This window comes from Microbacterium sp. NPDC077391 (genome assembly GCF_040686955.1).
Classification (GTDB): Bacteria; Actinomycetota; Actinomycetes; order Actinomycetales; family Microbacteriaceae; genus Microbacterium; species Microbacterium commune.
Genome location: NZ_JBFBMI010000001.1, coordinates 405,466 through 432,448, shown reverse-complemented (window position 1 = coordinate 432,448; position 26,983 = coordinate 405,466). Strand labels below are relative to the sequence as shown.

Annotated in this window: 25 protein-coding genes; 11 read left to right on the top strand and 14 right to left on the bottom strand. The window is 70.0% G+C overall.

Annotation, left to right across the window (positions count from 1 at the left end; translation table 11 throughout):
* Positions 1–2 precede the first annotated feature (2 nt).
* The 3 genes from AB0O65_RS02000 to AB0O65_RS01990 are packed head-to-tail and all read right to left on the bottom strand — an operon-like array spanning position 3 to position 2,860.
* Positions 3–794: a methyltransferase domain-containing protein gene (locus AB0O65_RS02000; protein WP_363382593.1), complete on the bottom strand. Its 792-nt coding sequence runs from the start codon at positions 792–794 to the stop codon at positions 3–5.
* Between the two features lie 25 nt (positions 795–819).
* Positions 820–1,935 carry an AMP-binding protein gene (locus tag AB0O65_RS01995; RefSeq protein ID WP_363383502.1) on the bottom strand — a complete coding sequence of 372 codons (1,116 nt, stop codon included), beginning with the start codon at positions 1,933–1,935 and terminating at the stop codon, positions 820–822.
* A gap of 13 nt (positions 1,936–1,948) precedes the next feature.
* Positions 1,949–2,860: a 1,4-dihydroxy-2-naphthoyl-CoA synthase gene (locus AB0O65_RS01990; protein ID WP_363382590.1), complete on the bottom strand. Its 912-nt coding sequence runs from the start codon at positions 2,858–2,860 to the stop codon at positions 1,949–1,951.
* Positions 2,861–2,930: 70 nt separating this feature from the next.
* On the opposite strand from AB0O65_RS01990, the gene AB0O65_RS01985 reads away from it, so the two are divergent.
* Positions 2,931–3,629 carry a peptidylprolyl isomerase gene (locus AB0O65_RS01985; protein WP_363382588.1) on the top strand — a complete coding sequence of 233 codons (699 nt, stop codon included), beginning with the start codon at positions 2,931–2,933 and terminating at the stop codon, positions 3,627–3,629.
* Positions 3,630–3,815: 186 nt separating this feature from the next.
* On the opposite strand, the gene AB0O65_RS01980 is transcribed toward AB0O65_RS01985, so the two are convergent.
* Complete coding sequence (locus AB0O65_RS01980) at positions 3,816–4,772, bottom strand: hypothetical protein (RefSeq protein WP_191712120.1); 957 nt, start codon at positions 4,770–4,772, stop codon at positions 3,816–3,818.
* Position 4,773: 1 nt separating this feature from the next.
* On the bottom strand, positions 4,774–5,109 hold the full coding sequence (locus AB0O65_RS01975; protein WP_071644049.1) for a helix-turn-helix transcriptional regulator: 336 nt from the start codon (positions 5,107–5,109) through the stop codon (positions 4,774–4,776).
* 77 nt (positions 5,110–5,186) lie between these two features.
* Between AB0O65_RS01975 and AB0O65_RS01970 the strand changes: the two genes are divergently transcribed.
* From AB0O65_RS01970 to AB0O65_RS01960, 3 genes are all read left to right on the top strand, one after another.
* Positions 5,187–6,047 (top strand): GNAT family N-acetyltransferase, encoded by an 861-nt coding sequence (locus AB0O65_RS01970; protein WP_363382584.1) that lies wholly within the window; start codon positions 5,187–5,189, stop codon positions 6,045–6,047.
* Complete coding sequence (locus tag AB0O65_RS01965) at positions 6,044–6,205, top strand: hypothetical protein (RefSeq protein ID WP_363382582.1); 162 nt, start codon at positions 6,044–6,046, stop codon at positions 6,203–6,205. The genes AB0O65_RS01970 and AB0O65_RS01965 overlap by 4 nt, the downstream gene beginning before the upstream one ends.
* Before the next feature lie 162 nt (positions 6,206–6,367).
* Complete coding sequence (locus AB0O65_RS01960; RefSeq protein ID WP_313478925.1) at positions 6,368–7,348, top strand: o-succinylbenzoate synthase; 981 nt, start codon at positions 6,368–6,370, stop codon at positions 7,346–7,348.
* 47 nt (positions 7,349–7,395) lie between these two features.
* Here the strand turns inward: AB0O65_RS01960 and AB0O65_RS01955 are convergent, their stop codons facing one another.
* Positions 7,396–8,007 (bottom strand): TetR/AcrR family transcriptional regulator, encoded by a 612-nt coding sequence (locus AB0O65_RS01955; RefSeq protein WP_363382579.1) that lies wholly within the window; start codon positions 8,005–8,007, stop codon positions 7,396–7,398.
* Between the two features lie 104 nt (positions 8,008–8,111).
* On the opposite strand from AB0O65_RS01955, the gene AB0O65_RS01950 reads away from it, so the two are divergent.
* Complete coding sequence (locus AB0O65_RS01950; RefSeq protein ID WP_363382576.1) at positions 8,112–10,832, top strand: MMPL family transporter; 2,721 nt, start codon at positions 8,112–8,114, stop codon at positions 10,830–10,832.
* Complete coding sequence (locus tag AB0O65_RS01945; RefSeq protein WP_363382573.1) at positions 10,829–12,874, top strand: YhgE/Pip family protein; 2,046 nt, start codon at positions 10,829–10,831, stop codon at positions 12,872–12,874. Before AB0O65_RS01950 ends, AB0O65_RS01945 begins: the two co-directional genes overlap by 4 nt.
* Before the next feature lie 139 nt (positions 12,875–13,013).
* Here AB0O65_RS01945 and ccsB read toward each other — a convergent pair whose 3' ends face one another.
* The 5 genes from ccsB to AB0O65_RS01920 all read right to left on the bottom strand — a co-directional run bounded on the left by ccsB (position 13,014) and on the right by AB0O65_RS01920 (position 17,861).
* On the bottom strand, positions 13,014–14,018 hold the full coding sequence (gene ccsB, locus AB0O65_RS01940) for a c-type cytochrome biogenesis protein CcsB (RefSeq protein ID WP_363382570.1): 1,005 nt from the start codon (positions 14,016–14,018) through the stop codon (positions 13,014–13,016).
* Position 14,019: 1 nt separating this feature from the next.
* Positions 14,020–15,735 carry a cytochrome c biogenesis protein ResB gene (locus tag AB0O65_RS01935; protein ID WP_363382568.1) on the bottom strand — a complete coding sequence of 572 codons (1,716 nt, stop codon included), beginning with the start codon at positions 15,733–15,735 and terminating at the stop codon, positions 14,020–14,022.
* Complete coding sequence (locus AB0O65_RS01930; RefSeq protein ID WP_071645037.1) at positions 15,716–16,477, bottom strand: cytochrome c biogenesis protein CcdA; 762 nt, start codon at positions 16,475–16,477, stop codon at positions 15,716–15,718. The genes AB0O65_RS01935 and AB0O65_RS01930 overlap by 20 nt, the downstream gene beginning before the upstream one ends.
* Entirely contained in the window at positions 16,474–17,094 is a 621-nt protein-coding gene (locus tag AB0O65_RS01925; protein WP_256221176.1) for a TlpA disulfide reductase family protein, read from the bottom strand. The genes AB0O65_RS01930 and AB0O65_RS01925 overlap by 4 nt, the downstream gene beginning before the upstream one ends.
* A 125-nt stretch (positions 17,095–17,219) precedes the next feature.
* Positions 17,220–17,861, bottom strand: coding sequence for a histidine phosphatase family protein (locus tag AB0O65_RS01920; protein ID WP_363382565.1), 642 nt, complete (start codon positions 17,859–17,861; stop codon positions 17,220–17,222).
* A gap of 99 nt (positions 17,862–17,960) precedes the next feature.
* Here AB0O65_RS01920 and aspS point away from each other — a divergent pair, with 99 nt between their 5' ends.
* From aspS to AB0O65_RS01895, 5 genes are all read left to right on the top strand, one after another.
* Positions 17,961–19,736 carry an aspartate--tRNA ligase gene (aspS, locus tag AB0O65_RS01915; protein ID WP_363382563.1) on the top strand — a complete coding sequence of 592 codons (1,776 nt, stop codon included), beginning with the start codon at positions 17,961–17,963 and terminating at the stop codon, positions 19,734–19,736.
* A gap of 213 nt (positions 19,737–19,949) precedes the next feature.
* On the top strand, positions 19,950–21,086 hold the full coding sequence (locus AB0O65_RS01910; RefSeq protein ID WP_071645034.1) for an ABC transporter substrate-binding protein: 1,137 nt from the start codon (positions 19,950–19,952) through the stop codon (positions 21,084–21,086).
* Positions 21,083–22,009, top strand: a complete 927-nt coding sequence (locus tag AB0O65_RS01905; protein ID WP_363382560.1) for an ABC transporter permease — start codon at positions 21,083–21,085, stop codon at positions 22,007–22,009. Before AB0O65_RS01910 ends, AB0O65_RS01905 begins: the two co-directional genes overlap by 4 nt.
* Entirely contained in the window at positions 22,006–22,800 is a 795-nt protein-coding gene (locus AB0O65_RS01900) for an ABC transporter permease subunit (protein ID WP_363382558.1), read from the top strand. Before AB0O65_RS01905 ends, AB0O65_RS01900 begins: the two co-directional genes overlap by 4 nt.
* Positions 22,797–23,888 (top strand): ABC transporter ATP-binding protein, encoded by a 1,092-nt coding sequence (locus tag AB0O65_RS01895; protein WP_363382557.1) that lies wholly within the window; start codon positions 22,797–22,799, stop codon positions 23,886–23,888. The genes AB0O65_RS01900 and AB0O65_RS01895 overlap by 4 nt, the downstream gene beginning before the upstream one ends.
* A 74-nt stretch (positions 23,889–23,962) precedes the next feature.
* Here the strand turns inward: AB0O65_RS01895 and AB0O65_RS01890 are convergent, their stop codons facing one another.
* The 3 genes from AB0O65_RS01890 to AB0O65_RS01880 are packed head-to-tail and all read right to left on the bottom strand — an operon-like array spanning position 23,963 to position 26,952.
* Positions 23,963–24,787, bottom strand: coding sequence for a carbohydrate ABC transporter permease (locus AB0O65_RS01890; protein WP_363382555.1), 825 nt, complete (start codon positions 24,785–24,787; stop codon positions 23,963–23,965).
* Positions 24,784–25,668, bottom strand: a complete 885-nt coding sequence (locus AB0O65_RS01885; RefSeq protein WP_191712136.1) for a sugar ABC transporter permease — start codon at positions 25,666–25,668, stop codon at positions 24,784–24,786. Before AB0O65_RS01885 ends, AB0O65_RS01890 begins: the two co-directional genes overlap by 4 nt.
* A 12-nt stretch (positions 25,669–25,680) precedes the next feature.
* Positions 25,681–26,952 (bottom strand): ABC transporter substrate-binding protein, encoded by a 1,272-nt coding sequence (locus tag AB0O65_RS01880; protein ID WP_363382552.1) that lies wholly within the window; start codon positions 26,950–26,952, stop codon positions 25,681–25,683.
* Between the last annotated feature and the right edge of the window lie 31 nt (positions 26,953–26,983).

The following is a 26,983-nucleotide window of genomic DNA, read 5'->3' as shown; positions in this document are numbered from 1 at the left end:
ACTCAGGCTCGGCAGAGGATCTCGCCGTGCGGGACGAGATACCAGCCGTCGCCGTCGGATGCCCAGGCGCGCCAGGCGTCGCTGATCTGCTGCAGCTGCGCCCGATCCGCGAGCCCGTCGCGTTCGAGCTGTGTCGAGAGTGCGGACTGCAGGATGCGGTCGGCCCACATCCCGCCCCACCACGCTCGCTCCTCCGGCGTCGCGTAGCACCAGGTCGACGCGGTCGAGGTGACGTCGGTGAAGCCCGCGGCGCGTGCCCACGCGAGCAGGCGACGCCCCGCATCCGGCTCGCCGCCGTTGCGCCGCGCCGCCTCGCGGTACAGGCGCAGCCACTCGTCGAGCTCGGGCAGCAGCGGGAACCAGATGAAACCCGCGTAGTCGGCGTCGCGGGCGGCGACGAGGCCGCCCGGCCTGGTGACCCTGCGCATCTCGCGCAGCGCCTGCACCGGGTCGCCGACGTGCTGCAGCACCTGGTGGGCATGCACGACGTCGAAGGTGTCGTCGGCGAAGCTCAGCGCATGCACGTCTTCGACGGAGAAGTCGACGTTCGTCGCCCCCCGCTCGGCGGCGAGGGAGCGCGACAGGGCGAGCGCGTCGTCGGAGATCTCGGTCGCCGTGACCCGGTGCACCCGCTCGGCGAAGTCGAGGGTGATGGTGCCGGGGCCCGCTCCCACGTCGAGCAGATGGTCGTCGGGTGTCAGGTGCCCCGCGAGGTAGGCGGCGGAGTTCGCCACCGTGCGGTTGTTGTGCGAGCGCAGCACCGAATCGTGGTGCCCGTGCGTGTAGACGGCCATGCGGCCAGTCTGCCGCAGCGGTGGCTCAGTCGCGGGCGAGGCGACGCAGAGACTCGCGGTCGGGTTTGCCGGATGCCAGCGTCGGAACCCGCTCGGCGCGCAGCTGCGCCGGCCGGGCATGCCGGCCGATCTCGGCTTCGACGCGCGCGCGGGCGGCCTCGAGCAGCTGCTCTCCGTGGGGCACGTCGGCGAAGATGACGGATGCCTCGCCCCAGCGCTCATCGGGCACGCCGACCACGACCGCCTGCTCCAGCCCCGGGATGCCGCGCACGACCCGCTCCACCCGGTCGAGCGACACGTTGATGCCGCCCGACACGATCACGTTGTCGATCCGGCCGGTGACGGCGAGACGACCTGCGGACGTGATGGTGCCGGCGTCGCCGGTGCGGTACCAGCGCACGCCATCGGAGCCGGGCACGAACACCTGGGCCGTGCGCTCGTCGTCTCCGAGGTACCCGTCGGCGAGCATCGGTCCGCTGATGCGCACCTCTCCGTCGACCTCCGCGAGCCCGACGCCGTCGAGCGGTCGTCCGTCGTAGACGCACCCGCCGGCCGTCTCGCTGGAGCCGTAGGTGCGCACGATCCGCGCCCCCACGGCGTCGGCGCGGACGCGCAGCCGCTCGGGCAGCGCCTGTCCGCCGACGAGGATCGCTCGGTACGACTCGAGCGCGGCGCGCACGCCCGGCTGCTCGTCCGCTGCGTCCAGCAGAGTCGCAAGCTGCGCCGGCACGAACGAGGTGAACCGGTCGACGCCGTCACGCAGCGTCGCGGTCGCGCGGACGAAGGCATCGGGGGTGAAACGGCCCTCGAGCGGCACCGGGTCGATGCCCGCGAGCAGCGAGCGTCCGAGCACCTGCACGCCGGCGATGTACGCGGCGGGCAGGGCGAGCATCCACTGCCCCGATCCGATCCGCGCGGCGGTCGCCGCGGCACTCGCCCGCATCGCGGCGGCACTGAGCACGACGCGCTTGGGGATGCCGCTGGACCCGGAGGTGGCGATGACCACCGCGGTGCCCTCGGGCACCACATCCTCCGCCGAGGGCTCGAAGCCGAGCGCCAGGGGGCCCGCTCCGTCGAGCGCGGCCGGCAGGGCATCCCGCACCGCGCCAGCATCCGCGCCGTCGACGGTTCGCAGACTCACCTCGGCCACGGGCTCAGAAGTGGTACGGGAAGGGCGACCAGTCCGGGTCGCGCTTCTGCAGGAACGAGTCACGTCCCTCGACGGCCTCGTCGGTGCCGTAGGCGAGCCGCGTGGCCTCCCCGGCGAACACCTGCTGGCCGACGAGCCCGTCGTCGACGGCGTTGAAGGCGAACTTCAGCATCCGGATCGCGGTGGGCGACTTGGTCAGCACCGTGCGCGCCATCTTCAGCGCCTCCCGCTCGAGCTCGGCGTGCGGCACGACGCGGTTGACCGCGCCCATCTCGTAGGCGCGCTGCGCCGAGTACTCCTCGGCGAGGAAGAACACCTCGCGGGCGATCTTCTGCCCGGTCTGTCGTGCCATGTACGCCGAGCCGTAACCGGCGTCGAAGCTGCCGACGTCGGCATCCGTCTGCTTGAACCTGCCGTGCTCGGCGCTGGCGACCGTCAGATCGCACACCACGTGCAGCGAGTGTCCGCCGCCCGCCGCCCAGCCCGGCACGACGGCGATGACCACCTTCGGCATGAACCGGATCAGCCGCTGCACCTCGAGAATGTGCAGCCGACCGGCGCGCGCGGTGTCGTGCACCGTCGCCTCGTCGTCGGAGTACTTGTAGCCGTCGCGACCGCGGATGCGCTGGTCGCCGCCCGAGCAGAACGCCCAGCCGCCGTCCTTCGGGCTCGGGCCGTTGCCGGTGAGCAGCACGGCGCCGATCCGCGGATCCTGCCGCGCGATGTCGAGGGCCCGGTAGAGCTCGTCGACCGTGTGCGGGCGGAACGCGTTGCGCACCTCGGGCCGGTCGAACGCGATGCGGGCGACGCCCCCGTCGAGCGACACGTGCGCGGTGATGTCGGTGTAGTCCTCGGCGCCGGGGGCGAGCTGCCACTCGGACGGGTCGAAGATGTCGGAGACGAAGTCGGCGGTCACGGCTCTCAGCCTAATCACCTGCGGGTCGGTGCGACCGGGTCGGTGCGACCGGGTCGCGTACGATCGTGGCGTGCGCCTGACAACTCACCTCCGCCGTTCCGTGCTCGCTCTCACCGCCGCTGCGGCGCTCGCCCTGACGGGCTGCGCGTCGAATCCGGATGCCGGCGAGCCGGGCTCATCGAACCCCGCGCCGTCGTCGTCTGCGAGCGAGGCATCCGGGACGTGCTCCTACCCGGAGGACGGCCGTCCGGCGTCGACCGCGGTCGACGCGCCCGCTGCCGAGCCGTCCGAGACCGCCGAGGTGCCGGTCACGGTGGCGACCGGCGTCGGCGAGCTGAAGATGACGCTCGACGCCGCGAAGACGCCGTGCACCGTGAACAGCTTCCTCTCGCTCGCCGAGCAGGGCTACTTCGACGGCACCACCTGCCACCGCCTGACCACCGAGGGCATCTTCGTGCTGCAGTGCGGCGACCCGAGCGCCACGGGGACGGGCGGCCCCGGCTACTCGTTCGCCGACGAGCTCGACGGCTCCGAGACGTACGAGGCCGGTACGCTCGCGATGGCGAACGCCGGGCCCGACACGAACGGCTCGCAGTTCTTCGTCGTCTACGCCGACAGCCAGCTGCCGCCGAGCTACACGGTGTTCGGCCACCTCGACGAGGCGTCCACCGCGATCGTCGCGGATGTCGCATCCGCCGGCACCGAGAACGGCGGCCCCGACGGAGCCCCGAAGACCCCGGTCATGATCGAGAGCGTCACGAAGGGCTGACGCCGCGCGCCGCGGCGCCGTCTTCTGCGCCGAGACCCCTACTTCGCGGCGAGACCCCCACCTCGGAACGTCCGCAGGTGGGGGTCTCGGCGTTATCTGGGGGTCTCGGCGCTCGGCGGCGGGAGCTCGGCGGTGGGAGGGCGGCCCGGGGCTCGCCGGCGCTCGCCGCGGGAGGGCGGCCGCGGATCAGCGGGCCAGGCGGGCGCGAGCGGCCTTGCGCCAGCCGTCGATCATGTCGCCGACGGTGATGCCCACGATGCCGATGCCGGTGAGCACGGCGAGGACGATCACGGCGTCATCGCCCACCCCGTTGCTCAGGAACACCTCGTCGACGAAACGCCGGTTGTACAGCGTCCCGTTCATCAGCGCGGTCAGGCCGAGCACCATGACGACTGCCGCCAGGGCGGCGTTGATCCAGGCGAAGGTCATCGTCCAGCGCCCGCGAGCGAAGACCGCGACCGAGAGCACGGCCTCGGCGACGAGCAGCGCCAGCAGCGCGCCGATGCCCCACGGCCAGAGCCCAGGGTTCAGGATCGACAGCGGCTCATCGGCGGAGGCCGTCCAGCCGCGCAGCTGATCCCACACGAGCACCCCGGCGAACAGCGCGAGCATGATCAGCGAGGCGATCAGATCGGCGTGCCCGGTGCCGTTCTGCGGATCTTCGGGCAGCTGATCGACGCTCCACCTGACGCCGGTGTCGGCGCCCGTCCGCTCGAGGATGAAGAAGACCAGCGTCGTCCAGAACGAGACGTGCACGATCACCGACAGGGCGACGACGATGGCCTCGCCGATGATCTCGCCGATGCCCGCGCCGGCCAGCGCCTGCGCGATCGCGACCCCGCCGACTGCGCAGGCCGGCACGATTGCGAGCAGGATCTTCAGCAGCCGCCACCAGGTCAGGTAGTACTTCGGCCCGATCAGATGCAGCGGCCGATCGGCGTATCCCGCGGCGAGCGCCGCGGGATCGCCCAGTTCGGTGAGCACGGCGTGCTCGGCATGCTCTAAAGCCTCGCCGTTCGCGGTGCGGGCGTCGACGGCATCCGCGATCGAGGCGCGCAGCTCGTCGCCGACCTCCTTCTGCAGCCCGGCTGGGAGGCTCCGCACGGTGGCGGCGATGTACCGGTCGGTCAGTGTGGCGGTCATGTCAGTTCTCCTGGTCGCGGAGCGCGGCGGTCGCGGCGGCGATGGCCGCGACCTCCTGAGTCAGTGTGGTCGCGAGGCGGACGCCCGCCTCGGAGGTGCGGTAGAACTTTCGGGGCCTCGCCTCGTCTGTGTTCCACTCGCTGTCGAGATAGCCCTGCTTCTCGAGTCGGCGCAGCAGCGGGTAGAGCGTGTTGGCATCGGTGGGGAAGCCGGCGGATGCCAGCTGCTCCAGCAGGCCGTACCCGTAACCCGGGGTGCGCAGCAGCTGCAGGCTGGCGAGCACGATGGTGCCTCGCCGCAGCTCCTGCAGATGGACGTCGAACTCGCTGTCGCTCATGCGAGAGACTATATTGTGTGACACATACCATTGTCAATGGCACATTGATGGTCACATCGCGACCGTAGTCTGGGGCGATGAACACCTCGGTGCAGATCCGCCGCGTCGATCCGTTCCACACCGTCGAGCACAATCTGTGGTGGCAGGCCTATGCCGAGGCCAAGCGCGCCGACATGGGCGAGAACGCGCTGATCTGGACCCTCGAAGAGAGCCGCGCCGAGATGCAGCAGCGCTCCGAGACCACCGAGCGTCGCACCTACGTCGCCGTGCTCGACGGCGCGGTCGTGGGCGGCGGATCGCTCGCCCTGAGCCTGAAAGACAACCTGCGCTCAGCCGCCCTCGGCGTGACCGTGCCGCTCGCCCATCGTCGACGGGGTGTCGGCTCCGCCCTGCTCGCGCACATCGAGGCCGAGGCGGCTGACGCCGATCGCACGACCCTGCGCGCGGAGACGGAGTGGCCGGCATCCGAGCCCGACGACGGCGCCGGGCAGCCGGGAATCGAATTCGCGCGACGGCACGGATACACGCTCGCCCTCAGCGACCTGCAGAACCGCCTCGAGCTGCCGGTCGATGACGCGATCATCGACGAGCTGCTCGAGGCGGCACCCGCCGAGCGGTACGCGATCCGCAGCTGGGTCGGTCCGGTGCCCGACGAGATCCTCGCCGAGTGGGCGGCTCTCGACGCCGTTCTCGACACCGAGGCGCCGACCGGCGAGCTCGACATCGAGGCCGCATCAGCCGACGTCGCCGACTACCGCGCCGACGAGCAGATGCAGGCCATGCAGGGCCGCACATCGTTCGGAACGGTGGCTCTGACGGCGACGGCCGGGTCGCCGCGTACACGCAGCTCGTCGTCTCGGGCGACGACGGCAACGCGTACCAGTGGGGCACTCTCGTGCGCCGCGAGGACCGCGGCCACCGTCTCGGCCTGCGCGTGAAGCTCGAGAACCTGCGGATGCAGCAGCGCCACTCCCCGGAGACGCCGCGCATCTACACCTACAACGCCGCGTCGAATGCGCACATGCTCGCCGTCAACACCCGCCTCGGCTTCCGGCCCACCGGTCGCGTCGGCGAGCTGCAGAAGAAGGCCGGCTGACCTCCGCTGCCGACACCCCCGGTTCCCGTCGACACCCCTACCTGCGGGCTTACGCATCCAGGGGTGTCGGCACGAGATGGGGGTGTGGGCGAGGTGGGGGCGTGAGCACGAGATGGGGTGTCGACGAAGAGCCCGAGCCGGATGCGCGGGCATGATGGACGCATGACGCCGCCCCTCGCCGACCTGCTCGCGACCGCCCGCGTGGTCGCCCTGCCGATGAACACGCGCTTCCGCGGCGTCGACGTGCGCGAGGCGCTGCTGTTCGAGGGACCGCAGGGCTGGGCCGAGTTCTCGCCCTTCGTCGAGTACCCCGACGCCGAGGCCGCCACCTGGCTCGCTGCGGCGATCGACTTCGCCTGGCACGAGCAGCCCCGGGCGCTGCGTGAGCGCATCCCCGTCAACGCCACCGTGCCGGCCGTCGAGGCGGCGCGCGTGCCCGAGGTGCTCGCCCGATTCGACGGATGCCGCACCGCCAAGGTCAAGGTGGCCGAGCGCGGCCAGGTGCTGGCCGACGACATCGCCCGCGTGCGCGCCGTACGCGCGCAGGTGGGGCCTGAAGGGCGGATCCGCGTCGACGCGAACGCCGGCTGGAACGTCGACGAGGCCGAGCACGCCATCCACGCTCTCGCCGAGTTCGATCTCGAGTACGCCGAGCAGCCCTGCGCGTCGGTCGACGAGCTCGCGGAGCTGCGCCGTCGGGTGAAGCACATGGGCATCCCGATCGCCGCCGACGAGAGCATCCGCAAGGCCGATGATCCGCTGGCGGTCGCCCGCGCCGGCGCCGCGGATCTCGTCGTCATCAAGGCGCAGCCGCTCGGCGGCATCCGGCGAGCGCTCGACATCGTCGCGCAGGCAGGGCTGCCGGCGGTCGTCTCGAGCGCGCTCGACACCGCAGTGGGGCTGTCGCAGGGGGCGGCGCTCGCGGCATCCCTCCCCTCTCTCGAGTTCGACTGCGGGCTGGGCACCGCCTCGCTCTTCACCGACGACGTCGCCGACGCCCGCCCGGTGGGCGGCTCGGTGTCTGCGGCGCGGGTGATTCCGGATGCCGGTGCACTGGCGCGCCTGGAGGCGCCGCCCGAGCGGCGCGACTGGTGGCTGGCGCGTCTCGAGCGCTGCCACGCGCTGCTGGATACCCGAGGCTGAGGCCGTCGACCAGAACCGGCGACCAGAGCAGGCGAATAGGCCTGTGTCTAGAGGCGGATCAGCTCGACTATGCGGCCGAGGGCCTCGCTGCCCGTGCGGCGCAGTCGATCCGAATCCTCGCCGCTCATCGCGCCGCGCACGATCATCCCCTCCCACACGATCATCAGCAGCCGGGCCGCCTCCTCCGCGCCGATGCGCAGAGTGATCTGCCCCGTGTCGACGATCTCCTGAATGATGGCGGCGATACTGCCCACCATCTCGTCCTCCTGTGCGAGGTACGCGGCGCCGAATCCCGGATCCCGCAGCGCACGGATGCGGATCTCGCTCATCATCATCACGCCGACGCGGTCATCGGCGCCGGAGTCCATGATCTGCTGCACGAGGTCGGCCGGGTCGCAGTCGTCGATGGCGTTCTGGCCGACGAGGGCCGAGACCCGCTCGCGGACGGCCTGCAGGCGCCCTTCGCCGACCGACGCGGCGAGCTCGAGGAACAGGGCGTCCTTCGACTCGAAGTTCGAGTAGAACGCACCGCGGGTGAATCCGGCCCGCTCGCAGACGGCCTCGACGGTGGCGCCCTCCAGGCCCATTTCGGCGAACACCTGCGCAGCCGCCTCGAGCAGGCGCGCGCGGGTGTTCTCACGGCTGCGCGTCGTCGACATCGGCTCCTCCTTCACATCGGGTGCACAGCATCCGGCATCCCGATGCCCTTACGATACATCTACGTATTCAATACAGACATGTATCGAGATTCTGCGGAGGCCGCGTGTCCACCCTTCTCTCCTCGCTCGGCCGATGGTCGTTCCGCCACCCCTGGCGTGTGCTCGTCGCCTGGCTGATCGTGCTCGGCGTCGCGGGCGGCGGCGCGGTGGGGCTCGGCGCGGGAACAGACAACACGTTCTCCATCCCCGGCACCGAGTCGCAGGCCGGACTCGAGCAGCTGCAGCGTACCTTCCCCCAGGTGAGCGGCACGAACGCCCAGTTCATCGTGGTCGCCGCCGACGGCGATGACGTCACTGATACCGCGTACCGCGACGACATCGAGAGCACTGTGCGGGATCTCCAGCGCATCGACGGAGTGCTCGCCGTGACGTCGCCCTACGACGAGAACATCACCGGCATGGTCAACAACGAGAAGACCGCCGCGATCGTGCGCCTGCAGTTCGACGGGCAGTCGACGGACGTGCCGGACAGCGTGAAAGACGACCTGCAGCAGCGCGTCGACGACCTCGCCACGGCGCTGCCGGACGGATCGCAGGCGGCGCTCGGCGGCGACCTGTTCGCCACGTCGATCCCCACCGTCACGATCACCGAGGCGATCGGCCTGCTCATCGCCCTGCTCGTGCTGATCGTGACGTTCCGCTCGTTCGTCGTCGCGGGCCTTCCCCTGCTGACCGCAGTGCTCGGCGTCGGCATCTCGATGGCCGGCATCTTCGCCGCCACGGCATTCGCGACCGTCTCGTCGACCACTCCCCTGCTCGCGCTCATGCTCGGCCTCGCGGTCGGCATCGACTACGCGCTGTTCATCGTCGCCCGGCACCAGGATCAGGTGCGCGACGGCGTCGATCCGGAGGAGTCCGCCGCACGAGCCGTCGGCACGGCCGGCTCGGCCGTCGTGTTCGCCGGAGTCACGGTGCTGATCGCCCTGATCGGGCTCGGTTTCGCGGGCATCCCGTTCCTGACGACCATGGGCGTCGCCGCCTCGGTCGCCGTGGCGATCGCCGTCGCCATCTCGGTCACGCTCACCCCCGCGATGCTCGGTTTCGTCAAGGGTCGCGTCGCCGGGCGCCCGCGCCGCGCGCGCCGGAAGACAGATGCCGCACCTCGGCCCACCTTCTCGCGGCGCTGGGTGAACGCCATCACGAAGCGTCCGGTCATGGTCGCCACGGCGGTCATCGTCGGCCTCGGCATCGTCGCGATCCCGGCGCTCAGTCTCAACCTCGCACTGCCCAACGCGGGCGTGCTGCCGAAGGGATCCGAGGCGCGCATCAGCTACGACCTCACCGCAGAGGAATTCGGCCCCGGCTTCAACGGCCCGCTGATCCTCACCGGCACGATCGTCACCTCCACCGATCCGCTGAACCTCATGCAGGATCTCGGCGACGAGGTCGAGAAGCTGCCCGGCGTGCGCGAGGTCGCCCTGGCCACGCCGAACGAGACGGCCGACACCGGCATCGTGCAGATCATCCCCGAGACCGCCCCCGACGACCCCGCCACCAGCGACCTCGTGCGCGAACTGCGCTCGCACCACGACGAGTGGCTCGACGAGTACGGCATCGACCTGAAGGTCACCGGATTCACCGCCGTCGCGATCGACATCTCCGATCAGCTCGGCTCGGCGCTGCTTCCGTTCGGCATCTTCGTGATCGGCCTGTCGCTGATCCTGCTGGCGATCGTCTTCCGCTCGATCTGGGTGCCGGTCACCGCGGCGATCGGCTATCTGCTCTCGATCGCCGCCGCGTTCGGCGTCGTCGCCGCGGTCTTCGAGTGGGGCTGGTTCGCGGATGCCCTGCACGTCGCGCGCACGGGCCCGATCATCAGCTTCATGCCGATCGTGCTGATGGGTGTGCTGTTCGGCCTGGCCATGGACTATCAGGTGTTCCTCGTCTCGCGGATGCGCGAGGACTTCGTGCACGCCGCGGGCTCTGGTCGCGCTGCGGCCGTCGAGGCGGTGCGATCCGGCTTCGCCGGCACCGCCCGCGTGGTCACGGCGGCGGCGCTCATCATGTTCGCGGTCTTCGTCGCGTTCGTGCCGGAGGGCGACTCGTCGCTCAAGCCGATCGCCCTCGGGCTCGCCGCGGGCATCGCGATCGACGCGTTCCTCGTGCGCATGACGCTGATCCCCGCGGTGATGGCGATCCTCGGCGACCGCGCGTGGCGCATCCCGCGGTGGATGCAGCGCATCCTGCCGCACGTCGACATCGAGGGCGAGGCGGTCGAGCGCGAGCGCGCGCTCGAGGCGTGGCCGGGTGACGGGAGCGTCCTCGCGGCCGACGACCTCGTCGTCGACGAGGCGGACATCCACGGGGCGCACCTGCGCCTCGCGCCGGGTGGATCGCTGGTCGTCACCGGAACGACGTCGCGCGCGCTGCGCGCCCTGGCGCTCGTGCTGGCGGGGCGGGTGACCCCGGATGCCGGGAGGCTGCGCGTCGCCGGACACCTGCTGCCCGGTCGCGCGGTGTGGGTGCGCGCGCACGTCGGCGTCGCGCTGCTCGACGAGCCGGATGCCCCCGCTCACGTCGGCGAGGCGCTGCGCGGTCACACGACGCTGGTCATCCTGCACGGCATCGAGCGCATGTCGCTCTCGCACCGCGACCAGATCGCCGCGCAGCTGCGCGACGCCGGTGACGCTCTCGCCGTGGTCTTCACCACGACGGATCCGGATGCCGCGCAGCGGCTGCTCGTCGATGCCGGCCGCGCCCCGGCATCCGTCTCGGATCTGTCCCGCACTTCCGTCCTTCCCGACCCGACCGAGGTGACCGCATGAGTCTTCCCATCGAACGCGCACGCTCCCGGCGACCGATCACCTGGCTGACGCTCATCGGGGTGCTGCTGCTGCCCGCGATGATCGGCGGGATCCTCGTCGCCGCCCTGCACGACCCGACCGACCGCCTCGAGGAGATGACCGCCGCGGTCGTCAACCTCGACAAGCCGGTCACCATCGACGGGCAGTACACCCCGCTCGGCCGTCAGCTCGCCGCAGGACTCGTGGAGGGCTCGGATGAGCTCGACTCGAACCTCACGTGGGTCATCTCGAACGAGGACGATGCTGCCGAGGGCATGGCCGACGGCCGGTACCAGGCGATCGTGACGATCCCGAAGTCGTTCTCGAAGGACGCCACCTCGGCGGGCGTCGCCCTGCAGGACGGTGAGGCAACCGCCGAGCAGGCCGAGATCAGCGTCACCTCCCCGCCCGACGGGCGCGTGGCCGACGGGCTGATCAGCCAGCAGATCGCCTCGGTCGCCGCCTCGACCCTCGGCACGATGCTGAGCGAGGCGACGGTCGGCAACGTGCTGATCGGCTTCAAGACCATCGGCGACCAGATCGGGGATGCCGCCGACGGCGCCGACCAGCTCGCCGCCGGTGCACGCTCTGCGGCCGACGGCGCGGCCGAGATCCCGGGCGGCGCGGCGCAGCTGGCCGACGGGGCGAACAAGCTCGCAGACGGCGCGGGTGAGCTCGCGGGTGGCCTGAACACGATCGCCGGGAAGGCGCGCGAAGCCGGTTCGGGCGCGACGCAGCTCGGACAGGGTCTGATCTCGGGTGCGGCGGCGCTGGAGAGCGGCGGACTCGTGCCGGGTCAGCTGCTGGATGCCGCGAACGGGGCCAAGCAGGCCACCGCCGGGGTGAAGCAGGCGGCGGACGGCGCGGCTGCCGCGACCGCCGGCGTGCAGACCGGTGTCAGCGGCCTGTCGCAGCAGCTCGCCGGACTCGCCGCGCAGTGCGACCGCACCGCGAATCCCGACTTCTGCGGCCAGCTCGATCAGGCGGCCGGGCTCGCCGGGGGTCTGGTCGAGCCGGCCGGACAGGCCGCGCAGGCCGCCGGCGCCGCGTCGCAGTACGCCGGGCCTGCGGCGCAGGCCGCCGCGGGAACGGCCGACGGGCTCACGCAGCTGAGCACCGAGGCTCCCAAGACGATCGCCGGCCAGCTGCGTACGGCCGGTACGGCGGCATCCCAGCTCGGCAGCGGACTGGGCCAGCTCGCCGACGGCGTGGGCCAGTCGGCGACCGGGGCATCGGGCCTCGCTGACGGCGCGTCGCAGCTCGGCGACGGCATCACCGCCCTCGGCGACGGTGCGGGTGAGCTCTCGAGCGGACTCGACGACCTGGCATCCGGCACCGACGAGCTCGCCGAGGGCCTGCGCACCGCGTCGACCTCGCTGCCGTCGTTCGACGACGAGCAGTCGACCTCCCTCGCGTCGGTGATCGCCGACCCGGTCACCTCGAGCTCCGACACGAACGACTTCTTCGGTCCGGCGACGATTCCCCTGCTGTCGGCCGTCGTGCTGTGGTTCGGGGCGCTGGCGTCCTTCGTCGTGCTGCGGGCGGTTCCCGGCAGCGCGCTCACCTCGCGACGCTCGTCGGCCGGCATGGTGCTGCGCGGGTTCTGGCCCGCCGCGGCGATCGGTGCGGCGCAGGGCCTGCTGGTCGCGCTGGTCGTGCAGCTGGTCGTGGCGTACGACGCGGCGACGTGGTGGGGCTTCGCCGGGTTCGCGATCATCGTCGGCATCGCCTTCGCCGCGATCAACCAGGCGCTCGTCGCCGTGCTCGGCGGCATCGGTCGCTGGATCAGCGCCCTGGTGGGCGTGCTGGCATTCGCGACGAGCCTCATCTCGACGGTGCCCGACTGGCTCGCGGGCCTCGGCGCCGCGATGCCGACGGCGCCCGCTCTGAGCGGGCTGATCGAGCCGAGCGGTGCGGCCTTCGCCGGCCTGGTCGTGTGGGCTGTGCTGTCGCTCGGTGCCGCCACCATCGCGGTGGCCACCCGGCGCACGACGTCAGCGAAGGCCGTGCTGGCCGCGGCCTAGCATCCGGACGCCTGCGGCCTGCCTCTGCGGGCGCAGGGGAACAGACGAGGGCAGGACGGATCCGATGATCCAGGTCCTGCCCTCGTCTGTTCTCCTACGTGCGCGCGGCGTGGGTGGCCTCGTGGGCGAAGAGCTGAGCTCAGCTCAGGCCGGAGTACGCGTGGAGGCCCTTGAAGAAGACGTTCACGATCGCGAAGTTGAAGATCACGGCGGTGAATCCGGTGATCGAGAGCCATGCTGACGGGTTGCCGCGCCAGCCGCGCGTCGCGCGGGCGTGGATGTACCCGGCGTAGAGCACCCAGATGATGAACGTCCAGGTCTCCTTCACGTCGAAGCCCCAGTAGCGACCCCAGGCGTCCTGCGCCCAGATCGAGCCGGCGATCAGCGTGAAGGTCCAGAAGATGAAGCCCACGACCGTGAAGTGGTACGCCATGTTCTCGAGACGCACCGTGTTCGGCAGTGTGCGCAGGAACCCCGGACCCGCGTTCTCGACGCCGTCCGCGATGCGACGCTCGCGCCGCGACTGCATGAGCTGCATGACCGACAGAGCGAAGGCGAGCGCGAACAGGGCGGTCGACAGCGATGCCACGAACACGTGGATCACGAGCCACACCGACTTCAGCGGGTCGACCAGCGGGGTGACCGCGACGTAGAAGTTCGCCGCGGCGGCCCCCAGCAGCACGACCACGAGCCCCGAGATGAACGTTCCCAGGTAGCGCAGGTCGATGCGGGTGAGCACCACGAGGTACACGGCCATGATCAGCAGCGTGCCGACCATCGCGAACTCGTACAGGTTCGCCCACGGCACGCGTCCGGCGGCGAAGCCGCGGGTCAGCGTCGACGTGAGATGGAACAGCCAGCCGAGGATCGCCAGCGCCGTGCCGATGCGGGCGAAGACGTAGCGCGGCGTGCCGCTCTTCGCCTTCCCGCTCCTGGCTGCGCCGCCTGCGGCGGTTCCGGATGCCGGCGAGCCGGCGCCACGGGCATCCGCTCCCCCGGCCGCGACCAGCACCGGCGTCTCGACCTCTGCGATCGTCGCGGAGGAGCGACGGGCGAGGTCGAAGGCGTAGGCGATGAACGAGCCGGCGTAGACGGCGATGGCCGTCCACAGCGTGAGGATCGAGATCGAATCGAGGTCGGGCATGTCATGCTCCCTTCGCGGGGGTCGAGCCTTCGGGCGCGGCCGCTTCGAGAAGCCGCTCGTGTCCGCGGACGAGGTCGTCAACGGCGGCGGCGAGGGTCGGATCGTCGCCGCGCGAGAGTGCGGCGTACTCGAGGTGGATGCCGTCGTCGGCGGTGGTGGCCTTCACCCACATGCGTCGACGCGGCACGAAGAGGGCCAGCCCCAGGCCGGCGAGGGCGAGCAGCGCGAACGCCAGCACCCACGGCGCCGACGCGTCGTGGTGGATCTGCAGGGAGACGTAGCGCTTCACCGACTGCAGCGTGTCTTTCGCGCCCTTCGGCGACACGTTCTCGAACGTGACGGTGCCGAGCCCGTTGGGCAGGTCGGCCGTCTCACCGGGCTGCAGCTCGATCGACTCGGTGTCGGTGGTGCGGCCGTTGAGCTTCTCGAGACCGTCGGTGTTGAGCTCGAACACCGAGACCGGCTTGCCGCCGTCGACGCCGAGATCGCCCTGATACACGTCCAGCGTCAGCAGCGGAAGGTTCAGCGCGCCGTGCACCGAGGTGTACGCGCCGCTCTTCATCTTCAGCGGTGTCGGGTAGAGGAAGCCGATCACGCCGAGCTGCTCGGGCATGCCGTCGGTGACCTTCACCACGCCGAGCGAGGTCATCGCGCTGTCCTGCGGCAGGAACTCGACCGGCCCGCTGAACACCGTGTCGCCCTCGGCGTTGCGCACCGTGATGGTCGGTGCGTATCCGTTGCCGAGCAGGTAGACGCTGTCGCCGCCGACGTGCAGCGGGTGGTTCACGCGCACGGTGCCCTTGCTGGTCGAGCCGTCGACGTTTCGCACCGAGAGGTTGGCGGCGAAGTTGCCGGCCTGACCCGCACCGGGGGTGCCGAAATCCTCGTAGGTAACGTCGAACGAGTCGAGCGTGAGCGCGTAGGGCTGGAACGCGTCGTCCGCGACGAAACGACCCCGGTTGATCGAGTTGTAGTCGATCAGGGTGTTCACGTAGCTGGCGCCCTCGATGACCACGCGCTGGCCGGTGTACGCGAAGCCTCCGCCGATGCCGACCGTGACCAGCACGCCGACGAGAGCGATGTGGAAGAGCAGGTTGCCGGTCTCTCGCCAGTACCCGCGCTCGGCCGACACAGACCACGTCGTGCCGCGGTCGTAGCGTGCCACGCGGTACCCGAGCGACTTGAGCTGCTTCTCGGCGACGTCGATCGCCGCGGCCGCGTCGCCGTTCTCCCGGGTCACCGAACGGTGGTGCTCGAGTCGGCCGAGCCGCGCCGGGGTGCGCGGCGGCAACGCGCGCAGCGCCTTCGCGTGGTGCTTGATGCGCGGGATGATGCAGCCGATCAGCGAGACGAACAGCAGCAGGTAGATCGCCGAGAACCAGGGCGACGAGTACACGTCGAACATCCGCATCGCGTCGAGCACGGGGAAGATGTCGGGATTGTTCTGCCGGTACTGCACGACGCCGTTGGGGTCGGCCGTGCGCTGCGGGAACACCGATCCGGGGATCGCGGCGATGGCGAGGATCAGCAGCAGCACCAGCGCGACGCGCATCGACGTCAGCTGGCGCCAGCCCCACCGCAGCCAGCCGACGACGCCCAGCGCGGGCTGATTGATGTCGTTGTCGTCGACGGGCGCGGAGTCGATGTGATCGGAGGGCCGAAGCGGATCGGAGGCGGCCGCCGTGCCGTCGGAGCGATCAGAGGGGGAGGATGACACTGCTCATCACCGCCGTGAGTCGAGACATGATCTGGGTCCACACGCCGGTGACCATCAGCAGGCCCAGCACGATCAGCAGCGCACCGCCGACGATGTTGACGACGCGGATGTGGCGCCGCATGAAGGCGGTCGCACTGGTCGCCCAGCCGAAGCCGAGCGCGACCAGCAGGAACGGGATGCCGAGGCCGAGCGAGTACGCGACACCGAGCAGTCCGGCACGCCACGGATCGCCCAGGGTCCAGCCGACGCTGATGATGGCGCCGAGTGTGGGGCCGGTGCACGGCGCCCAGCCGATCGCGAGCGTGAAGCCGAGCAGAGGTGCGCCGATGAGACCGGCGGTCGAGTCGACCCGCATCTTGTACTCACGCTGCGCGAACCCGAACATTCCGAGGAAGACCAGGCCCATCAGCACGACGACGCCGCCCAGGACGCGGGTGATCAGGTCGCCCCATTCCAGGAAGAAGACGGATGCCGCGCCGCCGATCACCGTGTAGGCGACGAACACCACCGTGAACCCGGCGATGAACAGGAGGACGCTGAGAAGCATCCGGCGGCGTGGGAAGGTGGATGCGCTGACCTGCGCCGAGGGGGCTGCGGTTCCCGCCGCTCCCCCGAGGAATCCCAGATACCCCGGTACCAGCGGCAGGATGCACGGCGACAGGAACGACACGAGCCCTGCGAGCAGGGCGAGTGGGATGGCGATCCAGAGCGCGCCGGCTCCGATCACGGCATCCGGAGTCACGCCTTCTCCTCGAGGGCGTCCTTGATGAGGGTCGACAGGATCGAGGTGCCGTCGATCGGCCCGATGATGCGCGCGGCGACCCGCCCCTGCCTGTCGAGCACGAGCGTGGTCGGCGGTGCCTGGATCGGCGTCACCCGGGCGAACGCGAGCTTGGCGTCGCCGGTGGTGGCGTCCATGAGGCTCGGGTAGGTGACGCCGTACGTCTTCGCGAAGGCCTTCGCGGTGTCGGCCTGGTCGTAGATGTTCACGCCGATGAACTGCACGCCGTCGTCCTTGTGCTTCTGCCAGGTCGCCTCGAGGTCTTCGGCTTCGATGCGGCAGGGCCCGCACCCGGCGTACCAGAAGTTCACGACGGCGACCTCGCCGCGGATGTCGTCGCTCGAGAACGTCGTCCCGTCTTCGGTGACCCCGCCGAAATCGACGGGCGCCTTGCGCTCGGCGGCCGGGATCGACTCGACTCGGAAATCGGCGGTCGTGTACGCCTTCTGATCGCCGTTCTTGTACGCCTCGACCATGGGGTCGGGCGCGCAGGCGCTCAGGCCGATGGCGAGCGTCGCGGAGAGCGCTGCGGCGCCGATGCGCCAAGCGCCGCGAAGGGATCGAGCAGGCACGGACACGCTGGGAATCGTACGCGCGGTTCCTATGCGCGCTCTGAAACGGCTGCCCGGCCGGCGTTCGAATCGCTCACCTGGCGGTTTCTGCGCCGAGATCGCCGCCAGGTGAGCGATTCGAAACCGGTGGGTCAGACCGCGCCGAGGTCGACGCCCTTGGCTGCGGGCTCCGCGTAGTCGACCTCACGCCACACGTCGCCGACGCGCTCGAACGAGGTGATGCTCGACAGCGCGCAGCGCCGGGTGCGCGGATCGTGCTGCAGCGTGATTCCTGCGACCGAGAGGTGCGTGATCCAGATCGGCGCCTGGTGCGAGACGAACACGATGTCGCCCTCGTGCACCGCGGCCGCCCGCTCGGCGGCATCCCACGCCTCATCCATCGCCGCGCGCATGCGCGTCGCGACCGACGTGTACGGCTCACCCCAGCTGGGCACCGACGGTCGACGCAGATGCCGCCAGTTGAACGGATTGCGCAGAGCGCGCGACATCCGCTGCCCCTCGAACACATTGGCGGGTTCGATGATGCGCGCGTCGTGCGTCGCTTCCAGCCCGAACAGCTCGGTGAACGGCTCGGCGGATTCCTGGGTGCGCTCCAGCGGAGAGCAGCGCAGTTCGCCCACGGGGCGGCCTGTGGATGCCAGATACTCGGCCGCGTCGCGCGCCATCCGGCGCCCGGCCCTGCTCAGGTGGTAATCGGGCAGGCGCCCGTAGAGCACCCGCTTCGGATTGTGCACTTCGCCATGGCGCACCAGGTGGAGTCGTCGTGCCGTCACCCGCCCACCGTATCGCGGGCGAGCACCCCGCCGGATCGGGCGTCACGACCCGCCACGTAGACTGGGCGGGTTCATATCTCCCGATCAGAAGGAATCTCCGTGCTTCGCACACACACGGCAGGCTCACTCGATGCCTCGCACATCGGTCAGACCGTCACCCTCTCGGGCTGGGTCGATCGTCGCCGCGATCACGGAGGCGTCGCGTTCATCGATCTCCGCGATGCATCGGGCATCGCGCAGGTCGTCATCCGCGACGAAGAGGTGGCGCACCCGCTGCGCTCGGAGTTCGTGCTGCAGGTGACCGGCGAGGTCTCGCGCCGCCCCGCGGGCAACGAGAACCCGAACCTGCCGACCGGCGAGATCGAGGTGATCGCGGCTGAGGTGGTCGTTCTCAACGAGTCCGCCCCGCTCCCCTTTCAGGTCTCGAGCGGCCTGGCCGAATCCGACCCGATCGGCGAGGAGGTGCGTCTGAAGCACCGCTACCTCGACCTGCGCCGTCCGAGCCCGGCCGCCGCGATGCGCCTGCGCTCGGACGTCTACAAGGCGATCCGCGACGAGCTGCACGGTCGAGACTTCGTCGAGGTCGAGACCCCGACGCTCACGCGCTCGACGCCCGAGGGCGCCCGCGACTTCCTCGTGCCGGCGCGCCTGCACCCGGGCAGCTGGTACGCCCTGCCGCAGTCGCCGCAGCTGTTCAAGCAGCTGCTCATGGTCGGCGGTGTCGAGAAGTACTTCCAGATCGCCCGCTGCTACCGCGACGAGGACTTCCGCGCCGACCGTCAGCCCGAGTTCACCCAGCTCGACATCGAGATGTCGTTCGTCGAGCAGGAGGACGTCATCGAGATGATGGAGTCCCTCATCGTCGCGATGTGGAAGACCATCGACGTCGACGTGCAGACCCCGCTCCCGCGCATCACCTACGCCGATGCGATGGCCAAGTACGGCTCCGACAAGCCCGACCTGCGGTTCGGCCTCGAGCTCGTCGAAGCGACCGAGTACTTCGCGAACACCCCGTTCCGCGTGTTCCAGTCGGAGTACGTCGGCGCCGTTCTGATGCCCGGCGGCGCGTCGCAGCCGCGCAAGACGCTGGATGCCTGGCAGGACTGGGCCAAGCAGCGCGGTGCCCGCGGCCTCGCGTACGTGCTCTTCAACGAGGACGGAACGCTGGGCGGCCCGGTCGCCAAGAACCTCTCCGAGAGCGAGCAGGCGGGCCTCGCCGAGCTCGTCGGGGCGAAGCCGGGCGACTGCGCCTTCTTCGCCGCGGGCGAGACGAAGGCCAGCCGCGCGCTGCTCGGCGCCGCGCGCGTCGAGATCGGCCGCCGCCTCGAACTGCTCGACCCGAACGTCTTCGCGTTCACCTGGGTCGTCGACGCGCCGATGTTCGAGCCCGCCGGTGACGCCGTGGCGTCCGGCGATGTGGCGGTCGGCTCCGGCTCGTGGACGGCCGTGCATCACGCGTTCACCGGGCCGAAGCCCGAGTTCGAGGCGACGTTCGACACCGACCCGGCATCCGCTCTCGCCTACGCGTACGACATCGTCTGCAACGGCTCCGAGCTGGGCGGCGGCTCGATCCGCATCCACCGCGAAGACGTGCAGAAGCGTGTGTTCAGCGTGATGGGCATCAGCGAGGAGCAGGCCGACGAGAAGTTCGGCTTCCTGCTCGAGGCGTTCAGGTTCGGCGCTCCCCCGCACGGCGGTATCGCGCTGGGCATGGACCGCGTCATGCAGCACCTGACGAAGACGGAGTCGATCCGCGAGGTCATCGCCTTCCCGAAGTCGGGTGGCGGCTTCGACCCGCTGACCGAGGCGCCCGCGCCGATCACGCCCGAGCAGCGCGCCGAGGCCGGCGTCGACGTCGAATCCGAGGACGCCTGACCCGCAGGCCCCGCCTACCGTCGAGACCCCCGGCTGCTGATGTTGCAGCCGGGGGTCTCGACGTACGAGCTCGGGCAGCCGACCCTTCGCCGATTCGCCCTCCGGACACCTGTCGTTCACCCGGTTCGCGCCACCCGGTAACTCGTGCACCGTAGCTTCCTCTCGTAACCCGACTCCCGTGCGCGAGCGCGGGAAATCCGAGAGGAAACCCTGATGACCAGCATCACCCGCCGTGCGCGCCTCGTCGCCGGCATCGCCCTCGCGGCCACGGCCGCCCTGGCCCTGACCTCCTGCGCCGCCGACAGCAGCGCGGGCGACAGCGGCTCGTCCGTGGACGCTGCGACCGCAACGTCGCTTGCCGACTTCGGCACCCTCGAAGACCTCGAGGCGGCGGCCAAGGCCGAGGGCGCCCTGAACGTGATCGCGCTGCCGCGCGACTGGGCCAACTACGGCGAGATCCTCGACCTGTTCGCCGAGCGCTACCCCGAGATCACCATCAACGAGGCCTCGCCCGACGTCTCCAGCGCCGAGGAGATCCAGGCCGCAGAGACCAACAAGGGCCTGGACACCGCGCCCGACGTGTTCGACCTCGGACTGGCCGTCGCGCTGCAGAGCACAGACACCTTCGCGCCTTATAAGGTCGAGAACTTCGACGAGATCCCCGACGCCCTCAAGGAGCCCACCGGATTGTTCGTCGGCGACTACGGCGGATACATGTCGATCGGCTACGACTCGTCGAAGTTCCCCGAGCCCACCTCGCTCGACGATCTCAAGAGCGCCGACTTCAAGGGTGCCGTCGCGATCAACGGTGACCCGACCCAGGCCGGCTCCGCCTTCGGCGCCGTGGGCCTCGCCACCGTGCAGTCCGGTGGGGACCTCGACGACTACACCCCCGGAATCGAGTTCTTCGGGGAGCTGCAGAAGGCCGGCAACTTCCTCAAGGTCGACGTGACCCCCGCGACCATCACCAGCGGCGAGACCCCGGTCGTCTTCGACTGGGACTACCTGAACACTGCGGCGGGCAAGGACAACCCCGACTGGAAGGTCGTCGTGCTCGACGGCGTCGGCTACGCCTCGTACTACAACCAGGCCATCAACAAGGACGCCCCGCACCCGGCTGCGGCTCGTCTGTGGCAGGAGTTCCTCTACAGCGACGACGTGCAGAACCTGTGGCTGAAGGGCGGCGCCCGTCCGGCGCGCATGGAGGCCATGACCGCAGCGGGCACGATCGACGAGGAGCTCGCGGCCGCGCTGCCCGAGGTCCCCGCCGAGACGGTCGTCCCGGCCGAGAAGCAGTCGACGGATGCCGGCACGCTGCTCGGCGAGAAGTGGGCCGTGACGGTTCAGTGACCGCGTTGATCACGGGGGCGGATGCCGCGGCATCCGCCCCCGCCACCGCCGGGCCGTCGCCGACGGCCCGGCGGTCGGGTCTGTCCTGGGCGTGGCTGGGGCTGGTTCCCTTCGGCGTCTACGTGGTGCTGTTCCTGGCCGTGCCGACGCTCCTCGCGATCGGCTCGGGCCTCGTCGACGGGGACGGCGTCTTCACCTGGACGAACATCACCGCACTCGTCGATCCGGTCGTCCTGAACACGTTCGCGAACTCCGCGTCGCTGTCGCTGCTGACCGCCGTCATCGGCGCGCTGGCGGGCGCCCTGGTCTGCTACGCCATGCTGGGAATGAACCCGCAGGGCGCCGTGCGCCAGACGGTGGATGCCGCGGCCGGCGTCCTCGCGCAGTTCGGCGGCGTCATGCTCGCGTTCGCGTTCATCGCGACGATCGGCCTGCAGGGCGTCGTCACCGTGCTGCTCAAGGACACCTTCGGTGTGGACATCTTCGCGGACGGCGTGTGGCTCTACGACGTCCCCGGCCTCATCCTCCCCTACATCTACTTCCAGGTGCCCCTCATGGTGATCACGTTCATGCCGGCACTCGCGGCACTCAAACCGCAGTGGGCGGAGGCGAACCTCACTCTCGGCGGCACCCGGCTCGGATTCTGGGTGCGCGTCGGCATCCCGGTGCTCGCCCCGTCGTTCCTCGCCAGCCTGCTGCTGCTGTTCGCCAACGCGTTCTCGTCATACGCGACCGCCGCGGCGCTGGCCAGCCAGGGATCGCAGATCGTGCCGCTGCAGATCCGCGCGGCGCTCACCAGCGAGACCGTGCTCGGCCGCGAGAATCTCGCCGGAGCGCTCGCGCTCGGCATGATCGTCATCGTCGGCGTCGTGATGGGGCTGTACTCGCTCATCCAGCGCCGCGCGGCGAGGTGGCGGTCGTGAACCGCATCGCACCCTCCCCCGCGACGCGGTGGATCATCGGCATCCTGATCGGCGCCTTCTTCGCGATCCCGCTGGTCGCGACCTTCCTCTACACGCTGCGCGACCGGGAGGGCGGCCTGTCCTTCGCGCGCTGGGCGGCGCTGGTGGATCCTGCGGCGTCGGCGGCGATCAAGCCGATCTGGACGGGCCTGGGCAACTCGCTCGTCCTCGCGGTCGTCACCGTGGTGATCGTGCTGGTGCTGCTCGCGCCGACGATGATCCTCGTGAACCTGCGCTTCCCGAAACTGACGCCGGTCTTCGAGTTCGCGGCGCTTCTGCCGATCTCGATCCCCGCGATCGTGCTCGTCGTCGGCCTCTCTCCGATCTACCTGCAGATCGGGCGCACGCTCGGCACCGGCACGTGGACGCTCGCTTTCGCCTACGGCATCACCGTGCTGCCGTTCGCGTACCGTGCGATCCAGGCATCGATCGACGCCGCCGACCTGCGCACGCTCTCCGAGGCCGCCCGGTCGCTCGGCGCGAACTGGCCGACCGTGGTCGTCAGGGTGCTGGCGCCGAACCTGCGTCAGGGGCTGCTCTCGGCATCCCTCATCTCGATCGCCGTCGTGCTGGGCGAGTTCACGATCGCGTCGCTGCTGAACCGGCAGGTGTTCCAGACCGCGATGATCGTCGTGCAGAAGCAGGATGCCTACGTGCCGGCGATCTTCACGCTGCTCGCGCTGCTGTTCTGCTTCCTGCTGCTGCTCATCATCGGCCGCGCCGCGCGCGGCAACCGAAAGGCTGACCAATGACCTCCCCGAGTCCCCTTCCCGCCACCGCGGACAACGTGCTGCTCGCCGAGGCGGGTGAGGGCACGCGTGTGCAGTTCCACGGCATCGAGAAGAGCTACGGTGCGCACCGGGTGCTGCACGGTGTCGACCTCGACATCGCACCGGGTGAGTTCGTGTCGCTGCTCGGGCCCTCAGGCTGCGGCAAGACCACCGCCCTGCGTGTGCTGGCCGGCTTGGAGCATGCGGACGTCGGCGCCGTGCTGCTGGGCGGTCAGGACGTGTCGCGCGTCCCCACCAACAGGCGCGACATCGGCATGGTGTTCCAGGCGTACTCGCTGTTCCCGCACCTCGACGTCGCCGGCAACACCGCCTTCGGGCTGCGCCGGCGTGGCGTGGGCAAGGCCGCGGCCGCCCGCCGGGCGCTCGACGCGCTCGCCCTCGTCGGCCTGGAAGCCTTCGCCGACCGCTTCCCGCACCAGCTCTCCGGCGGGCAGCAGCAGCGGGTCGCGCTCGCCCGGGCGCTCGTCACCGAGCCGCGCGTGCTGCTGCTCGACGAGCCGCTCTCGGCGCTGGACGCCAAGGTGCGCGTGCAGCTGCGCGACGAGATCCGCCGCATCCAGCTGCGCCTGGGAATCACGACCGTCTTCGTGACGCACGATCAGGAGGAGGCCCTGGCGGTCTCCGACCGGATCGCGGTGATGGACGCCGGCCGCATCGACCAGATCGGCACACCCGAGGAGCTGTACCTGCGCCCCGCGACCGCGCACATCGCGTCGTTCATCGGGCTGTCGAGCGTCGTCTCGGGTGTGGCATCCGGCGACACGGTCACCGTCTGGGGGCGGTCGCTTCCCACGAACGCGCCCGCCACCGGCGCTGTCGACGTGCACCTGCGTCCCGAGAACCTGCGCTTCACCGGCGAGGCGGATGCCGCGACCGCCGGCGTCGTCGAGGAGAGCACGTTCCTGGGCAGCATCCGCCGCACTCTGGTTCGCACCGACTCGGGCGAGCGGGTGCGCGTGCAGCACGACGCGCACGCGCATCCCTTCTTCGGCGAGCGCGTCTTCCTCACCATCGATCCCGTCCCGGTCGCCGTACGCGAGAAGGTCTGAGGCCGAGAGCGTCTCGGCCGCGTCGGATCGCCACGTCGGCTGCACGTCGCCGTGCCGGCGCGCTGACGTCGGGCTCACTTCAGCGAGCCGGCGACCATCCCCTTGATGAAGCTGCGCTGCAGGAACAGGTACGCCACCAGCACGGGCACGACCGAGAGCACGGATGCCGCGGCCGCGGCGCCCGGGTTGCTGCCCTGAGCCGCGAAGAATCCTGCCACGGCCGGGGCGATCGTGCGGGTCTCGTCGGTGCGCAGGAAATACGTGCTCAGGGCGAACTCGTTCCAGATGCCGACCCCGGCGAGGATCGCGACGGTGGCGGTGACGGGGCGGAGCATGGGGAAGACGATCCGGAACAGCACCTGCAGGGGACCTGCGCCGTCGACCGTCGCCGCCTCCTCGATCGACACGGGCAGACTGCGCATGAACGCCGTGTAGAGGAAGACCGCGAGCGGCAGATTGCCGGTGACCATCAGCACGATGATGCCCCAGTGGGTGTTCAGCCCGCCGAGGTCCTTCATGAGCGTGTACAACGGCACGAGCACCGACAGCGGCGGGATCATGATCAGGCTGATGATGCAGGCGTAGATCAGCCGGTTGCCGCGCGTGACCCGGCGTGCGAGCGGGTACGCGGTCAGCGCGCCGAGCACGCACACGAGCACCGTCGACACGACCGTCACGAGTGCGCTGTTGCCGATGGCCTGCAGGATGTTCCCCTGCTGTATCGCCGTGGCGAAGTTGGTCCAGTGCACCTCACCGGGGAAGATCCAGGGCGACGAGAGGTCGGTCTTGGGTTTGGAGGCGGTGGTGAGCCCGAAGTAGAACGGCAGCAGCTGCAGCACGGCGATGAGCGCCAGACCCGCATAGATGAGCACCTTCGACGGTGTGGCCGTGTTCTTCACAGCTCCACCCGCTTCCGGTCGAGCAGCGTGTTCAGCACGAACGTCACAGCGACGATCAGGATGAACAGCACGACGCCGATCGCTGCCGAGTACCCGGCCGCCTGATTCGAGAAGTACGTCTCGCCGATGAGCGTCGACACCGAGTGCGTGGACTGACCGGGCCCGCCGCCGGTGAGCACCTGCACGACGTCGAACAGCTTCAGCCCGCCGATCAGGTTCAGCACGATGCTCGTCGCGAAAGCCGGCTGCAGCAGCGGCACGGTGATGCTGCGGAAGCTCTGCCACCAGCTGGCGCCGTCGAGCTGCGCGGCTTCGTGGTACTCGGCCGGCACACCCTGCAGACCGGCGAGGTAGATGACCATCGAGATGCCGACGAACTGCAGCGAGTTGACGACGACGATCGCCGGGATGGCGAACCCGGCATCCGACAGCCAGGCGACCTGCTCCGCCCCGAACAGGGCGCGCACGTCGTTCAGCGCACCGTTGTTGTAGCGGAAGATCAGGTAGTACATCGTGCCCAGCACCACCGGCGACACCAGCACCGGCAGGTAGATGACGGCGCGCAGTAGGGCGGCCCCGCGCACGATGCGGTCGAGCACGACGGCGAGACTCAGTCCGAGCACCTGCTGGATGACGGTGCTGCCCACCCCGTAGATGAGCGTGTTGACCAACGCAGTGCGGAACACCTCGTCGTCGAGCAGACGCAGGTAGTTGTCGAACCCGACGAACGCCTTGTCGCGGCTGTACCCGTTCCAGTTCGTCAGCGACAGGCTGATGCCGCTGATCAGCGGGTAGATCGAGAACACCGCGAACAGCACGAGCGCCGGCACGTAGAACCAGTTGAGTCGGCGCGGGAAGATCCCCGTCGAGCGTGAAGTCACCTCTCGCGTGGCCTACTGCTGGCCGTACAGCGTGCCGAACTCCGCCTCGACCTGCTTCACCGCCGAGTCGACCGTGGTCTGCCCGGTGACGATGCCGGACGTCGTCGAGATCAGCGTGTTCCACATGCCGTTGGGCAGGTATGCGCGGTCGAAGTACGGCACCATGCGCACCTCTCCCGGGGTGAAGAACTGCTCGTAGCTGTCGGAGAGGTCACCGAGGTCGACGTCGATGTCGATGAGGCCCGCGGGGTTTCCGTCTTCGCTGGCGAAGCGGCCGATGTTCTCCGGCTCGGCGAGGAAGTCGAGGAAGTCGAGTGCCTCCTCCTTGTTCTCGCCGTCGCGCCAGGCACCCAGCGCGACGCCCTCGCCGCCGATCAGATACTCGTCGTCGCCGTTGATGGCCGGCACCGGCATGAACCCGATCTGCGCGTCGGGCACGAACTCCCTGGCACCGAGGGCGAGGGTGTTCTGGATCATCACGAACGCGGTCGTGCCCTGTCCGAGCGCGGTCGCGATGTCATCGCTGGTCGCCGACGAGAAGTCGGGGTTGAAGTACCCGGCCTTCGCCCACTCCTCGAGCGTGCTGAACAGGGCCTCGAATCCGCTATCGACGAACTCCCCGTCCGCGAGCTTCTCCGACTCGGCCTCGTCGAACGACCCCGAGCCGAGCCAGTCGGCGACGTTGCCGGCGAACCAGTCGTCCTTGCCCGAGCTCGAGATCGGCACGACCCCTGCGCCCTTGATCTTCGCGAGCGCGTCGTCGAAAGCGTCGATGGTGCCGAGCGATGCGGGGTCGATCCCCGCCTCCTCGAGCACGGTCTTGTTGTACAGGATGCCGGCGACGTCGGTTGTCAGCGGAAGAGCGAAGAACTCGCCGTCGTCGCTCTTCATCGTCGAGTGGAGCACCGGGTTCAGCTGGTCGGCCCACCCCTGCTCGTCGAGCGGCTCGAGGAACTCGCTGTAGCGCAGCAGCGACCACCCGTGCGTGGCCCAGATGTCGGGCAGATCACCCGACCCCATCCGCACCTTCATGTCGCCCTCGTAGTCGCTGCCCAGCGCGACGACGTCGATCTTGACGTCGGGGTTGTCCTTCTCGTACGCCTCGGCGAGCGCGCTGAGCGCCTCGTATCGGGGCGTGCCGTCTCCCATCGCCGACTGCACCTCGAGGGTGACCTTGTCGCCGTCGCCCGGATCCCCCGATCCCGAGCATCCGCTGAGAGCGACCGCCGCCGCCGTGAGACCCGCGAATCCGATCAGGATCCGCTTCGTGCCTAGTGACCTCATCGTCCCCCCTCCGTGGAAGCACTGGCGCGCC

Excerpts from the sequence above, each read along its gene's own strand:
- AB0O65_RS02000 (WP_363382593.1), bottom strand. The coding sequence starts at position 794 with ATGGCCGTCTACACGCACGGGCACCACGATTCGGTGCTGCGCTCGCAC.
- AB0O65_RS01980 (WP_191712120.1), bottom strand. The coding sequence starts at position 4,772 with ATGACCGCCACACTGACCGACCGGTACATCGCCGCCACCGTGCGGAGC.
- AB0O65_RS01975 (WP_071644049.1), bottom strand. The coding sequence starts at position 5,109 with ATGAGCGACAGCGAGTTCGACGTCCATCTGCAGGAGCTGCGGCGAGGC.
- AB0O65_RS01970 (WP_363382584.1), top strand. The coding sequence starts at position 5,187 with ATGAACACCTCGGTGCAGATCCGCCGCGTCGATCCGTTCCACACCGTC.
- AB0O65_RS01960 (WP_313478925.1), top strand. The coding sequence starts at position 6,368 with ATGACGCCGCCCCTCGCCGACCTGCTCGCGACCGCCCGCGTGGTCGCC.
- AB0O65_RS01955 (WP_363382579.1), bottom strand. The coding sequence starts at position 8,007 with ATGTCGACGACGCGCAGCCGTGAGAACACCCGCGCGCGCCTGCTCGAG.
- AB0O65_RS01945 (WP_363382573.1), top strand. The coding sequence starts at position 10,829 with ATGAGTCTTCCCATCGAACGCGCACGCTCCCGGCGACCGATCACCTGG.
- ccsB (WP_363382570.1), bottom strand. The coding sequence starts at position 14,018 with ATGCCCGACCTCGATTCGATCTCGATCCTCACGCTGTGGACGGCCATC.
- AB0O65_RS01910 (WP_071645034.1), top strand. The coding sequence starts at position 19,950 with ATGACCAGCATCACCCGCCGTGCGCGCCTCGTCGCCGGCATCGCCCTC.
- AB0O65_RS01895 (WP_363382557.1), top strand. The coding sequence starts at position 22,797 with ATGACCTCCCCGAGTCCCCTTCCCGCCACCGCGGACAACGTGCTGCTC.
- AB0O65_RS01880 (WP_363382552.1), bottom strand. The coding sequence starts at position 26,952 with ATGAGGTCACTAGGCACGAAGCGGATCCTGATCGGATTCGCGGGTCTC.